This window comes from Streptomyces phyllanthi (assembly GCF_009377205.1).
In the GTDB taxonomy this organism is placed as follows: Bacteria; Actinomycetota; Actinomycetes; order Streptomycetales; family Streptomycetaceae; genus Streptomyces; species Streptomyces phyllanthi.
Window position 1 is genome coordinate 1 of sequence record NZ_VJZE01000087.1, and the last position, 14,203, is coordinate 14,203.

11 protein-coding genes are annotated in these 14,203 nt (G+C 69.8%); 9 read left to right on the forward strand and 2 right to left on the reverse strand.

All coding sequences use genetic code 11. From position 1 onward, the window contains the following. The 7 genes from FNH04_RS15305 to FNH04_RS15335 all read left to right on the forward strand — a co-directional run. On the forward strand, positions 1-883 hold an 883-nt coding region (locus FNH04_RS15305; protein WP_152784486.1), incomplete at its 5' end, for a carbohydrate ABC transporter permease. A gap of 327 nt (positions 884-1,210) precedes the next feature. After that, a complete protein-coding gene (locus FNH04_RS15310; protein ID WP_322723101.1) occupies positions 1,211-2,410 on the forward strand; it encodes an ROK family transcriptional regulator in 1,200 nt (399 codons plus the stop codon). Positions 2,411-2,543: 133 nt separating this feature from the next. Continuing rightward, a complete protein-coding gene (locus tag FNH04_RS15315) occupies positions 2,544-3,641 on the forward strand; it encodes a sugar ABC transporter substrate-binding protein (protein ID WP_152784510.1) in 1,098 nt (365 codons plus the stop codon). 218 nt (positions 3,642-3,859) lie between these two features. Then, complete coding sequence (locus FNH04_RS15320; protein WP_152784488.1) at positions 3,860-4,651, forward strand: ATP-binding cassette domain-containing protein; 792 nt, start codon at positions 3,860-3,862, stop codon at positions 4,649-4,651. Next, on the forward strand, positions 4,648-5,946 hold the full coding sequence (locus tag FNH04_RS15325) for a sugar ABC transporter permease (RefSeq protein ID WP_322723102.1): 1,299 nt from the start codon (positions 4,648-4,650) through the stop codon (positions 5,944-5,946). The genes FNH04_RS15320 and FNH04_RS15325 overlap by 4 nt, the downstream gene beginning before the upstream one ends. Positions 5,947-6,260: 314 nt before the next feature. Then, entirely contained in the window at positions 6,261-8,180 is a 1,920-nt protein-coding gene (gene dxs / locus FNH04_RS15330) for a 1-deoxy-D-xylulose-5-phosphate synthase (protein ID WP_322723103.1), read from the forward strand. Between the two features lie 181 nt (positions 8,181-8,361). Further along, the gene (locus tag FNH04_RS15335; RefSeq protein ID WP_152784490.1) at positions 8,362-9,885 is read left to right on the forward strand and encodes an amino acid permease; all 1,524 of its coding nucleotides are present in this window, start codon (positions 8,362-8,364) and stop codon (positions 9,883-9,885) included. Positions 9,886-10,148: 263 nt separating this feature from the next. On the opposite strand, the gene FNH04_RS15340 is transcribed toward FNH04_RS15335, so the two are convergent. Both FNH04_RS15340 and FNH04_RS15345 read right to left on the reverse strand, forming a co-directional pair. Beyond that, positions 10,149-10,514, reverse strand: a complete 366-nt coding sequence (locus tag FNH04_RS15340; protein ID WP_152784492.1) for a PIN domain-containing protein — start codon at positions 10,512-10,514, stop codon at positions 10,149-10,151. Positions 10,515-10,694: 180 nt separating this feature from the next. Beyond that, the gene (locus FNH04_RS15345) at positions 10,695-11,816 is read right to left on the reverse strand and encodes an LCP family protein (RefSeq protein ID WP_152784494.1); all 1,122 of its coding nucleotides are present in this window, start codon (positions 11,814-11,816) and stop codon (positions 10,695-10,697) included. Positions 11,817-11,997: 181 nt separating this feature from the next. Here FNH04_RS15345 and galE point away from each other — a divergent pair, with 181 nt between their 5' ends. Continuing rightward, positions 11,998-12,984, forward strand: coding sequence for a UDP-glucose 4-epimerase GalE (gene galE, locus FNH04_RS15350; protein WP_152784496.1), 987 nt, complete (start codon positions 11,998-12,000; stop codon positions 12,982-12,984). Positions 12,985-13,065: 81 nt separating this feature from the next. Then, the gene (locus FNH04_RS15355; RefSeq protein ID WP_152784498.1) at positions 13,066-14,181 is read left to right on the forward strand and encodes a hypothetical protein; all 1,116 of its coding nucleotides are present in this window, start codon (positions 13,066-13,068) and stop codon (positions 14,179-14,181) included. Positions 14,182-14,203: the final 22 nt, after the last annotated feature.

Genomic DNA, 14,203 nt, shown 5'->3' on the forward strand with positions numbered 1-14,203 from the left:
GCCCCCCGTCCACAAGACCCCGGCCCGCCCGGGTGACCAGCGCGGCGAAGGCGTCGTCCTGAACGTCTTCTCGCACGGCTTCCTCGCCGTGTGGGCGCTGCTGATCGTGCTCCCGCTGCTGTGGCTGGTGCTGAGCTCCTTCAAGACCGACGCGCAGATCGGCGGTTCGGCCTTCGGCTGGCCGCAGAACTGGTCCGTCGACGTTTTCTCCCGTGCCTGGGACAAGGGCATCGGCGACTACTTCGTCAACACCGTCATCGTGCTGGTGTTCTCGGTGCCGCTGACGATGCTGTTCGGTTCGATGGCGGCGTACGTGCTGGCCCGCTACGAGTTCTGGGGGAACCGCTTCCTCTACTACTTCTTCGTCGCGGGCGCGATGTTCCCCGTGTTCCTGGCCCTGGTCCCGCTGTTCTTCATGGTGAAGCGGCTGGACATGCTGAACACCTACCAGGGCCTGATCCTGGTGTACGTCGCCTACTCGATGCCGTTCACGGTGTTCTTCATGCACTCCTTCTTCCGGACGCTGCCCACGGCCGTCTTCGAGGCGGCGGTCCTCGACGGTGCCTCGCACACCCGGACCTTCTTCCAGGTGATGCTGCCCATGGCGAAACCGGGCCTGATCAGCGTCGGGATCTTCAACACGCTCGGCCAGTGGAACCAGTTCATCCTGCCCACGGTCCTGATGCAGCCCCAGAGCGGTGACGATCCCGAACGGTACGTCCTGACCCAGGGCCTCATCCAGCTCCAGCAGCAGCAGGGATACGCCTCCGACCTGCCCGTACTGTTCGCGGGTGTGACGATCGCGATGGTCCCGATGCTCGTCGTGTACCTGTCCTTCCAGCGCCAGGTACAGGCCGGACTCACCTCGGCGACGCTGAAGTAGCGCTCCGGCGGGCGCGCAGGATCGCCTCCCCTGCACCATCCTGCGCGCCCCCGGCCCTGCGAGCCCGGCCCCCGCGCCGCTCCCGGACACCGGGGGCGGCGCGTACGCATACCGGGGCGGCGCGCACGCCATTCGGGAAGCGCACACACAAGCCGGTACGGCGCACTCACGTGCCGGGGTGCGGACCACGCATGCCCTCCCCCCGCGCACCTCCCCGGATCCGGTTCAACCTCTTGACGGGAGGCGACCCGAACGGCTCAGCTTAGAGTTCACTTGTTGGACATGGACGGGGCCCCGCCGTAGCGGTCCCGCGCGCAGGAGGTCGTCGTGGAGACTCCGGGGTCGCAGTCGTCGCTGCACCGAGCCAACCTGGAGCGGGTCGTACGAGCCGTTCGGCTGGCCGGGTCCCTCACGCAGGCGGAGATCGCGCGGACGACGGGCCTGTCGGCGGCGACCGTCTCCAATATCGTGCGGGAGCTGAAGGAAGGCGGGACCGTCGAGGTCACGCCCACCTCGGCGGGCGGCCGCCGGGCCCGGGCCGTCTCCCTGAGCGGGGACGCCGGCATCGTCATCGGCGTGGACTTCGGCCACACGCATTTGCGCGTCGCGGTCGGAAATCTCGCGCACCAGGTGCTGGCCGAGGAGTCCGAGCCGCTCGACGTGGACGCCTCCGCCGCGCAGGGCTTCGACCGGGCCGAGCAGCTGGTGAACCGGCTGATCGAGGCCACCGGAGTGGACCGCGCCAAGATCGCGGGCGTGGGCCTCGGTGTGCCCGGCCCGATCGACGTGGAGTCCGGCACCCTCGGCTCCACCGCCATCCTGCCGGGCTGGACCGGCACCCGGCCCGCCGAGGAGCTGGGCGCCCGGCTCGGCGTACCCGTGCACGTGGACAACGACGCCAACCTGGGCGCCCTCGGGGAGCTGGTCTGGGGGAGCGGTCGCGGGGTGAAGGACCTCGCGTACATCAAGGTCGCCAGCGGTGTCGGCGCCGGTCTGGTGATCGCCGGCAGGATCTACCGGGGCCCGGGCGGCACGGCGGGAGAGATCGGCCACATCACGCTCGACGAGTCCGGCCCGGTCTGCCGTTGCGGCAACCGGGGCTGCCTGGAGACCTTCGCGGCCGCGCGCTACGTACTGCCGCTGCTGCAGCCCGCCCACGGCACCGGACTGACCATGGAAGGGGTGGTCAGGCTCGCGCGTGACGGGGACCCGGGCTGCCGCAGGGTGATCGCGGACGTAGGCCGCCACATCGGCAGCGGCGTAGCCAATCTCTGCAATCTGCTGAACCCGAGTCGGGTGGTCCTCGGGGGCGATCTCGCCGAGGCCGGTGAGCTGGTTCTCGGCCCCATAAGGGAGTCGGTCGGCCGGTACGCGATCCCCAGCGCCGCGCGTCAACTCTCCGTTCTGCCCGGGGCACTTGGCGGCCGGGCGGAGGTGCTCGGGGCCCTCGCGCTGGCCCTCAGTGAGATGGGTGATTCAACCCTTTTGGACGGAACGCTGCATGCCCCCGCTCCTGCCTTCACTTAGAGAACGCATGGCACCGTTGCCAACCCGTTAAGGATTTACTTCTTGACGTCGCACGTGTGGCCGAGTTGACTTCCCGTCACCTCGGCCGCATCGTCGCGGCCACGTCAGGGAGGTTTCTGAAGTGAACACGCGTATGCGTCGTGCCGTCGTCGCCGTTGCCACCGGGGCGATGGCCGTCTCTCTCGCTGCCTGCGGCAGCGCCGAGGAAGCGGGCGGCGACAGCGAGACCACCGCCGCGGCGAAGGGCGACGACATCAAGGTCGGCCTGCTCCTGCCGGAGAACAAGACCGCGCGGTACGAGAAGCTCGACCGCCCCTTGATCGAGGACAAGGTCAAGGAGCTCACGAACGGCAAGGCCGAAGTCCTCTACAGCAACGCCCGGCAGGACGCCAGCCTCCAGGCCCAGCAGGTCGACACGATGATCACCAGCAAGGTGGACGTGCTCATCCTGGACGCCGTGGACGCCAAGGCCATCCAGAACTCCGTCCAGAAGGCCAAGGACGCCGGTATCCCGGTCGTCGCCTACGACCGCCTGGCCGAGGGCCCCATCAGCGGCTACACCTCCTTCGACAACGAGGAGGTCGGCAAGGCCCAGGGCGACGCCCTGCTCAAGGCCCTGGGCGACAAGGCCGAGGACGGCGACATCGTCATGATGAACGGGGCGGTCACCGACCCGAACGCCGCCCAGTTCAAGAAGGGCGCCCACTCCGTCCTCGACGGCAAGGTCAACGTCGGCAAGGAGTACGACACCAAGGAGTGGTCGCCGGACAACGCCAACTCCAACATGGAGTCGGCGATCTCGGCGCTCGGCAAGAACAAGATCATCGGTGTCTACTCCGCCAACGACGGCATGGCGGGCGGCATCATCACCGCCCTGAAGGCCGCCGGCCTCGACGACGTCCCGGTCACCGGCCAGGACGCGGAGCTCGCCGCCGTGCAGCGCATCCTCACCGGCGAGCAGTACATGAGCGTCTACAAGCCGTACCCGCAGGAGGCGAACGTGGCCGCCGAGATGGCCGTCGCGCTCGCCAAGGGCGAGAAGCTGGACTCCGTCGCCAAGGACAAGGTCGACAGCGGCAGCGCCAAGGGCATCCCCGCGGCCATCATCCCGGTGGTCTCGCTGACCAAGGACAACGTCAACGACACCGTCATCAAGGACGGCATCTACACCGCCGCCGAGATCTGCACGGCCAAGTACAAGTCGGCCTGCGACGCGGCCGGCGTCAAGTAAGCGGCCGCACCTCGCCTTCCCCGTACGGCAGTTCACCCGCTGGCTCCCGTACGGGTCCGGCGTCGCGCGGGAACGGCCCATGACCCGGGCCGCGTTCCGCCCCACGGCTCCTCCGGCGCCCCGCGCACCGAAAGCCCCGCAAGCTCGTGCGGGGCGCCGGACGGATCAACCCCCCAACTTTTCTGTACAACCTTCCGCCGGGTCAGGCGGCGAAGGAGATGGTTCACGTGTCCGCTACGCCCGTGTTGGCGTTGCGCGGGGTCTCCAAGCGGTTCGGTGCCGTACAGGCGCTCACCGACGTAGAGCTCGAGGTCCATGCCGGTGAGGTGGTCGCCCTGGTCGGCGACAACGGCGCCGGAAAATCCACGCTGGTCAAGACGATCGCCGGCGTGCACCCCATCGATGAGGGCGTCATCGAGTGGGACGGCAGAGCCGTCCAGATCAACAGACCGCACGACGCCCAGGACCTGGGCATCGCGACCGTCTACCAGGACCTCGCGCTGTGCGACAACATCGACGTCGTCGGCAACCTCTTCCTGGGCCGCGAGCTGAGGAAGCGCGGCGTCCTCGACGAGGTGGAGATGGAGCGGCGAGCCCGCGACCTGCTCACCACGCTGTCGATCCGCATCCCCAGCGTCCGTATCCCGATCGCCTCGCTCTCCGGCGGCCAGCGCCAGACCGTGGCCATCGCCCGCTCCATGCTGGGCGAGCCGAAGCTCGTCATCCTCGACGAGCCCACCGCGGCCCTCGGCGTCGAGCAGACCGCCCAGGTCCTCGACCTGGTCGAGCGGCTGCGCGAACGCGACCACGCGGTCATCCTCATCAGCCACAACATGGCCGACGTGAAGGCCGTCGCCGACAAGGTGGCGGTGCTGCGCCTCGGCCGCAACAACGGTGTCTTCGAGGTCAAGTCGACCTCACAGGAGGAGATCATCTCCGCCATCACCGGCGCCACCGACAACGCCGTGACCCGCCGTGCGGCGCGTACGACCGGGGAGGTCTCCAAGTGAGCATCGACAAGACCTCCCCCACGCCGGGCCAGGACGAGCACGTCGTGGAGAACCCCGAGGCCGCGGCCGCCGCAGTGACCGTGGTCGACCCCCGGCTCCTCGTCCGCGAGCAGGGCCTCACGGGCTACGTCGGTGAGTTCAAGCGCAAGATGCGCGCCGGTGACCTGGGCTCCATCCCGGTCGTCATCGGCCTCATCGTCATCGGCGTCGTCTTCCAGAGCCTGAACTCGGCGTTCCTCTCCGCGGAGAACCTGAACAACATCACCATCACGATGGTCGGCACGGGCATGATCTCCGTCGGCATCGTCTTCGTGCTGCTGCTCGGTGAGATCGACCTGTCCGTCGGCTCGGTCAGCGGCGCGTCCAGCGCCATCGCGGCCGTGCTCGCGGTCAACCAGGGCTGGCCCGAGTGGGCCGCCGTGCTCTTCGCCGTCGCCGCGGGTGCCGCCATCGGCGCGGCGCACGGCTTCTTCTTCGCCGTGCTGGGCGCCCCCGCGTTCGCCGTCACCCTGGCCGGACTGCTCTTCTGGCTGGGCTTCATGCTCCAGACACTGGGCGCGAACGGCACCATCAACCTCGACAGCGACGGCCTGATCGGCTCGCTGACCACGTACTACTTCACGGACATCGCGGCCGCCTACGGTCTCGCCGCCGTCGTGACCGCGGTGTTCTTCATCACCTCGTTCCTCGGCAACCGCCGCCGCGAGGCCGCCGGGATCCCGTCCCGGCCGCTGAACGAGACGATCCTGCGTACGGCGCTGCTCGCCGTGATCTGCTTCGCCGCGGCCTTCATGTACAACCAGTACAAGGGCCTGCCGCTGGCCACGGTGATCTTCCTGGTGTTCCTGGTGGCCACCGACTTCGTACTGCGCCGCACCTCCTACGGCCGCAAGGTGTTCGCGCTCGGCGGCAGCGTGGAGGCGTCCCGGCGCGCGGGTATCAACGTGACCGCCGTACGGATCTCCGTCTTCGCCGTCTCGGGCGGCTTCGCGGCGATGGGCGGTCTGTTCCTGGCCTCCAAGATCGCTTCGGCGAACCAGAGCGCCGGCACGGGCGACCTGCTGATGAACGCGATCGCCGCGGCCGTCATCGGCGGTACGTCACTGTTCGGCGGGCGCGGGCGTACGTGGAACGCGCTGCTGGGTGTGATGGTCATCGTCTCGATCCAGTACGGGCTTCAGCTGGAGTCCATCGCCGAGCCGGTGAAGTACATGATCACGGCCGGGGTTCTGCTCACGACGGTGGTCATCGACTCGATCACACGTCGGACGCAGAAGACGGCGGGGCGTGCGTAGCGGATCGCGGATTGCGGGGGAGCGCCGTGGGGGCTTGTGCAGGTTTCCGGCTGCGGGTTCGTTGTGGCTTGTCGCGCCGTTCCCCGCGCCCCTGAGCGGCCGCTGCGCGGCCATCTCAGGGCAGGTGCCCGGTACCCATATCGGTACCGGGCACTCCCGTGTGCCCGGAGACGTTTCGTACCCGGACGGCTGCGCAGGATCGTCTACGTCGATCGCGTGACGGACGACGCGCCGCCCGGGCGCCGCCCGTATCGGCGGAACATTAGACTCGACGAACCCGGCAACGCTAGAACAGCAACTGCAAGGAGGCACGGGTGCCGCTGCTGACCCGCATCAGGGGACCGCGCGATCTGGACCGGCTCAGCCTGGAGCAGCTGGACCAGCTGGCAGAGGAGATCCGCACCTTCCTTGTCGAGGCGGTGTCGAAGACGGGCGGCCACCTCGGCCCCAACCTGGGTGTGGTCGAGCTCACCATCGCCCTGCACCGTGTCTTCGACTCCCCGAAGGACAAGGTGCTGTGGGACACGGGCCACCAGTCCTACGTGCACAAGCTGCTCACCGGCCGTCAGGACTTCTCGAAGCTGAAGATGAAGGGCGGGCTGTCGGGCTACCCCTCGCAGGCCGAGTCCGAGCACGACGTCATCGAGAACTCGCACGCGTCCACGGTCCTCGGCTGGGCCGACGGCCTCGCGAAGGCCAACCAGCTGCGGGAGCGCGACGACCACGTGGTCGCGGTCATCGGTGACGGCGCCCTCACCGGCGGTATGGCCTGGGAGGCGCTCAACAACATCGCGGACGCCAAGGACCGCCCGCTGGTCATCGTCGTCAACGACAACGAGCGGTCGTACGCACCGACGATCGGCGGCCTCGCCAACCACCTCGCCACGCTGCGCACGACGGACGGCTACGAGCGTTTCCTGGCCCGGACGAAGGAGGTGCTGGAGCGCACCCCGGTCCTCGGCAAGCCCCTCTTCGACACGCTGCACGGCGCGAAGAAGGGACTGAAGGACTTCATCGCCCCGCAGGGCATGTTCGAGGACCTCGGGCTCAAGTACGTCGGACCCATCGACGGTCACGACATCGAGGCCCTGGAGTCGGCGCTCGCACGGGCCAAGCGCTTCGGCGGCCCCGTCATCGTGCACTGCCTCACCGAGAAGGGCCGCGGCTACCAGCCCGCCCTCCAGGACGAGGCGGACCGCTTCCACGCCGTCGGCAAGATCCACCCCGACACGGGACTGCCGATCGCCTCCTCCGGCGCCGACTGGACCTCGGTGTTCGGCGAGGAGATGGTCGCGCTCGGCCGGGAGCGCGAGGACATCGTCGCCATCACCGCCGCCATGCTGCAGCCGGTCGGCCTGGAGAAGTTCGCCAGGACCTTCCCCGAGCGGGTGTTCGACGTCGGTATCGCGGAGCAGCACGGCGCGGTCTCGGCCGCGGGCCTCGCCACCGGCGGACTGCACCCCGTCTTCGCCGTGTACGCCACCTTCCTCAACCGCGCCTTCGACCAGGTCCTGATGGATGTGGCCCTGCACAAGTGCGGTGTCACCTTCGTGCTCGACCGGGCCGGTGTCACGGGCACCGACGGCGCGTCCCACAACGGCATGTGGGACATGTCGATCCTTCAGGTCGTGCCGGGCCTGCGGCTCGCCGCGCCGCGTGACGCCGACCAGGTGCGCGCCCAGCTGCGGGAGGCCGTGGAGGTCAAGGACGCCCCGACCGTGGTCCGCTTCTCCAAGGGCGCGGTCGGTCCCGCCGTACCCGCCGTGGGCCGTATCGGCGGTATGGACGTGCTGCGCGAGCCGGGCACCGACACCCCGGACGTGCTGCTGGTGTCGGTGGGCGCCCTCGCCCCGATGTGCCTGGAGATCGCCGGGCTGCTGGACCAGCAGGGCATCTCCACGACCGTGGTCGACCCGCGCTGGGTCAAGCCCGTGGACGAGGCCATGGCGCCGCTCGCCGAACAGCACCGGGTGGTCGTCACCGTCGAGGACAACTCCCGTGTGGGCGGCGTCGGTTCGGCGGTCGCACAGGCCCTGCGCGACGCCGGAGTGGACGTTCCGCTGCGTGACTTCGGTATCCCGCCGCGCTTCCTCGACCACGCCTCCCGCGCCGAGGTCCTGGCGGAGATCGGCCTCACCGCTCCGGACATCGCCCGCCAGGTCACCGGCCTGGTCTCCAAGCTGGACGGCAAGTTCGGGCAGACGGTGGGCTCGGTGGAGCCCGCCCGCGACTGACCCCCGCTCGGAGCGGCGCCGGCCGACCCTGTCCGAAAGGGCCGGTCTCACCACCTTCTTACGGTGGCGGGACCGGCCCTTTCGCGTGAACCAGCCGCGCCTGGGCATACGCAGGCCGGGGCATCCGCGGTACGCCCCTCTCGATCACCTTCGGGGACGGCACAGCGTGGGAGGTACGTCCATGGGCAGCGCACTCTTCAGAACGAAGAAGGTCGAGCAGTCGATCCTCGACACCGAGGAACCCGAGCACGCGCTCAAGAAGTCCCTGTCCGCACTCGATCTCACCGTCTTCGGAGTCGGTGTCATCATCGGCACCGGCATCTTCGTCCTCACCGGTACGGTCGCCAAGGACAACGCGGGACCCGCGGTCGCCCTGGCGTTCGTGGCGGCCGGAGTCGTCTGCGCGCTCGCCGCGCTCTGCTATGCCGAGTTCGCGTCCACGGTCCCGGTCGCCGGGTCCGCGTACACCTTCTCGTACGCCTCGCTCGGTGAACTGCCCGCCTGGATCATCGGCTGGGACCTTGTGCTGGAGTTCGCGCTCGGCACGGCGGTGGTCGCCGTCGGCTGGTCCGGCTACATCCGCTCACTGCTGGAGAACGCGGGCTGGCAGCTGCCCGAGGCGCTCTCCGGCCGGGACGGGGCCGAGGGGTTCGGCTTCGACATCCTGGCCGCGGGGCTGGTCCTCGTGCTCACCGCCGTCCTCGTCCTCGGGATGAAACTGTCGGCGCGCCTCACCTCGCTCGTGGTGGCCATCAAGGTGACCGTCGTCCTCGTCGTGATCGTCGCGGGCGCCTTCTTCATCAAGGGTGCCAACTACGACCCGTTCATCCCGAAGCCGCAGCCCGTGGAGGCGGGCGGTGACCTCCAGGCCCCGCTGATCCAGCTGCTGTTCGGCTGGGCGCCCGCCAACTTCGGTGTGATGGGCATCTTCACGGCCGCCTCCGTCGTCTTCTTCGCCTTCATCGGCTTCGACATCGTGGCCACCGCCGCCGAGGAGACCAGGAACCCGCAGCGGGACATGCCGCGCGGCATCCTTGGCTCGCTGTTCATCTGCACCGTGCTCTACGTGGCCGTGTCGATCGTCGTGACGGGCATGCAGCACTACACGCGGCTCTCGGTGGACGCCCCGCTGGCCGACGCGTTCAAGGCCACCGGGCATCCGGTGTTCGCGGGCATCATCAGCTTCGGCGCCGCCGTCGGTCTGACCACGGTCTGCATGATCCTGCTGCTCGGCCAGACCCGTGTGTTCTTCGCGATGAGCCGCGACGGACTGCTGCCCCGCTTCTTCTCCCATGTCCACCCGCGCTACAAGACCCCGCACCGCCCGACCATCCTGCTCGGGGTGGTCATCGCGGTCGTCGCGGGCTTCACGAGCCTGGGCGAGCTCGCCGAACTGGTCAACATCGGCACGCTGTTCGCGTTCGTCGTCGTGGCGGTCAGCGTGACCATCCTCCGCCGCACCCGGCCCGACCTGCACCGGGCCTTCCGTACCCCGCTGGTGCCGCTGATCCCGGTCCTGTCCGTCCTCGCCTCCCTCTGGCTGATGCTGAACCTGCCGGCCGAGACCTGGACCCGGTTCGCCGTCTGGATGATCCTCGGCTTCGCCGTCTACTTCCTGTACGGCCGCTCGCACAGCCGTCTGGGGCGCGGGGAGGAGACCACGGTGGGCGAGGTCGCGAGCCCGGCGGGACGCGACGCCCGGTGATCAGCCCCTTCGGCACACAGGCCCCGTATGTCCCGTTCAGGGCGGGACTACGGGGCCGGACCGTGTGCTCCCCATGCTCCCCGCGCTGCCCGAACCGCCATCGCCGGTGGACATCGTCGACGGCACGCACCCGCTGGTGCGCGACGCGGGCTACGCCTGCACCGGAGCGAACGTGGACAGCGCGCCCCGTACCGCCGTCGGAGCCGACGGCCGGGGACGTTCCCTGCTCGTGACGGTGACCGGAACCAGGGAGCGCGCGCTGCTCAGCCGTCCCCGCGTACCGTCCGAGGACCCACCACCTCGGCCCCCAACTCCCCGACCCGGGCTCGCAGTCCACGATCCGCCGTCACGACGAGGCAGGGACCGCCCGAGGCCTCGGCGACCAACTCCACGATGCGGTCGTCACCGCTGCCGGGTGCCTCGTCGACACGTACGCCGGGGACGGACTCCACCCCGCGGGCGGCTCCCTCGACGACGAGGACGATCTCCACGGGATCGTCGCGTCCCGGCACCCCGTCGCGAGCGAGGCGGTCCCGCAGTCGTTCCGCCGCGCCGCGCCGGTCGCGCCACCAGCCGTCGGGGACGGAGCCGACGACGTTGGCGGCGTCGATGATCACGAGTGTCGTCATGGTGCTGCCTCCCGGCTCCGTCCGCCTCGCCCGCGCGGTCCGCTCGTCGGTCGAGGCGCGGGATCCCCTGCCCACCGCGGGAGCCCACGGTCGTGGGCGCGGTGGGACCAGTGTCGGTGCCGGAGCGGAGGAGGAGCGAACTCGCCGTGCCGTCGTTCGTGGTCCGCTGTCGGTGAAGGGTCAGGAGGACGAGGAAGTCCCGCCGGTGGCCGGGGACTTCTTCGCGGACTCGGGGATCTCCGAGTCGTTGCGGATCGCCTTCCACAGCGTCTTGGCCTGCGGCTCGGCAGCCACCACCCGGTTGGGGTCCTTCTTGTCGTACTCCACCGGCAGCATGATCGTCTCCATGGTGGACGGGTCGACACCGTTCATGCTCTGCCCGAACTCGGCCAGTGAGGTGAGCGAGGCGAGGTCGGAGTCGGTCGTGAGCGACTCGGTCAGCTTGTCGGCGATCTTGTAGGACTTGGTGGGGCTGCCCAGCAGGTCCTGATTCTTGATCTCGGTGAGCAGGGCGATCATGAACTGCTGCTGGAGCCCGATGCGGCCGAGGTCGCTGCCGTCGCCGACGCCGTGCCGGGTCCGTACGAACGCGAGTGACTCGGTGCCGTCCAGTTTGTGTGTGCCGGCTTCCAGGTCGAGCCCGCTGGACTTGTCGTGGATGGGCTCGTCGACCGTGACCGTCACGCCGCCTATCGCGTCGACGAGTCCCTTGAAGCCGGCGAAGTCGATCTCCACGAAGTGGTCCATCCGGACCCCGGACATCTGCTCCACGGTCTTCACGACGCAGGCCGGACCGGCCAGTGCGTACACGGAGTTGAACATGACGCGCTTCGCGGACGCGAGGGTGGAGCCGTCGGACTTGGTGCACTCGGGGCGGGTGACGAGGGTGTCACGGGGGATGCTCACGGCGACGGCCTTCTTGCGGCCCTCGGGTATGTGCATCACGAGCGCGGTGTCGGAGCGGGCGCCGGAGACGTTGCCCGTACCGAGGGACGCGTTGTCCCCGGAGCGCGAGTCGGAGCCCAGGACCAGGATGTTCTGCCCGGACGTCGGCAGCTTCTCGGGGCGGTCGTCACCGAGGGCCTTGTTGATGTCGACCCCGTCGATATTGCCGTTGAGGTCGCTGTAGAGCCAGTAGCCGCCGCCCGCCGCGGCCAGGAGGAGGACCAGCAGGCCGATCAGGATCTTCCTGCCTGTGCGGCGCCCTCCCGCACGCTCCCGCTTGCGACCGCGTCCGCGGCTGCCGCGGCCACGGGACGGGGCGTCGGCGCTTCGGCGCTGGGGCGTCGAGACATGGCTCATCCTGCCTGAGTCCTCGCTTGTCGTGCCCTGGCGGGCGGTGATGGACGGCGTGGGACTCGGGTGGGGGGAGGCGCCGGTCCGTGTGTGCCGGGTTGATCCAGCACTATAGACAGGGATTCGGCGGTTCGTGCTCGGAACGTGACTTATTCGTGAACATGAGCGAAAGAATTAGTATGCGCACATGACATGGTTGATCACGGGTGGGGCGGGGTTCATCGGGGCGCACGTCGTCCGCGCGATGCTGGAGGCGGGCGAGCAGGTCGCAGTGTACGACGACCTGTCGACCGGCGACCCGGGCCGGATCCCCGAGGGAGTGCCCTTCGTGAAGGGATCCACGCTGGACGGCGAGTTGCTCCGGCGCACCCTCACCGACCTGCGCATCGAAGGCATCGTCCACCTGGCGGCCAAGAAGCAGGTCGCGGAGTCGGTGGAACGCCCGCTGTACTACTACCGCCAGAACGTCCACGGCCTGCAGACGCTCCTCGAAGCGGCCGCGGAGACCGGCGTGCGGTACTTCCTCTTCTCCTCCTCGGCCGCCGTGTACGGGATGCCCGATGTGGAGCTGGTGACGGAGATCACGCCCTGCGCCCCGATCAACCCCTACGGCGAGACCAAGCTCGCCGGAGAATGGCTTGTACGCGCCGTCGGGCGGGCACACGGCATGACGACCGCCTCCCTGCGCTACTTCAACGTCGCCGGCGCCGCCGCCGAACACCTCGCGGACGCCGGGGTGTTCAACCTGATCCCGATGGTGTTCGAGAAGCTCACCCAGGGGGCCGCTCCGGTGATCTTCGGTGACGACTACGACACCGAGGACGGCACCTGCGTACGGGACTTCATCCACGTCGAGGACATCGCCTCCGCCCATCTGGCCGCGGCGCGCGCCCTGGTCGCCCGGGAGCCGGGCAGTGATCTGACGGTCAACATCGGCCGCGGTGAGGGCGTCTCCGTGCGCGAGATGATCGAGCTGATCGGCGAGGTGACCGGTTACGGTCCCGACGCGGCACCGGTGTCCACGGCCCGCAGGCCCGGCGACCCGGCCCGGGTGGTCGCCGCGGCGGACCGCGTCCGCACGGAACTGGGCTGGTCGGCACGGCACGACGTACGCGCGATGGTGACGTCCGCGTGGGCGGGCTGGTGTGCGCGGCATCCGGAGGCCCGGCGCTGACGGCCGGGCCGCGAACCTACGATGCGGCGTTAGGGCCCCGGGCAACCCGGGCCGGCGCCCCGGGAAGGACGACGACAGACCATGCGGGCCACCTCCGCACGTGCGAACGGGCGACGGCAGGAGCCGGTCGGTGAGGAAGCGCGACGCTCCGCCGAGCGGCCGGCGGCCGTGCTCTCGGGGCCGTGGCTCCTGCTGGGACACGACGGCCGGCTCATCGTGTACGCCCACGTCGACCAGGCCATGCTCCGCTGGACCGAGAGCCGGAGCGGTGACCCGCGATGGGTTGGACCGGACGTCCTGCCGGCGAAGGGCCTGTCGCACCTCACGGTCGCTCAGGGCCGCAACCGGTACGCGCACCTGCTGGGCCGTCGGGTGCGGACCGCGAAGGACGGGGCGCTCACCGTCGACGTGGTCTACGCGATCCAGTACCAGGCGGGCCGGCCCCTGAGCGAGTGGCGGTCGATCGGCAACCCGCACGCCAGGCGCGAACGCACCGCGCTGATGGGAGCCCCGGCCGCCGCGGTGAACACCGACGGCACCCTGTACGTCTTCGTCCCCACGGCTGAGGGCCGGATCTCCCTGCGGCGCGAGGACACGCAGGGACGCTGGGAGCCCTGGCACGATCTCCAGGTGTCCGCCGCCGTGGACACCCCGGCGGCGGTCTCGACGTCCACCGGGCACGTGGAGCTCCTCGCACCGGCCCGGGCCGCTGCCCTGACCTGGCATCAGCCGGAGCCGGGTGCGGCCCTGCGGCGCGGACCCGACATCGGGACGATCCCGCTCCCCGGATCCGCGGCCGGGGTGGAGACCTCCCCCGGCCGCGTCACGTACTACATGACCGACGTGCGCGGTGGCATGGTGGCCGTGCGCGCGGGGGAGTGGCCCATTCCGCTCGGTGGGGACCCCGGTGACGGGCGCCACGCGGCCGTGAACACCGTCCTCGACGGGTACGCCTGCACCGTCCTCGCCCACCGCGGCGCCGAAGGACGCGTCATGCTCGGTGTCTGCGTCGCGGAGGACGAGAGGGGCGGCGTGTGGTGGACGGACACCGGCACGGACTGCCTCGGCGATCCCGTCCTCGCGCTCGACGGGCAGGGGCGGGTGGTCGTCCTGGCCGTCGCCGCGGACGGCTCGCTCACCCTGGCGCGTCAGGAGGACGGCCCGGGACTGACGCTCAGTACCTGGAACCGGATATGACCCGCGTGGTCGTGGCCCCTGT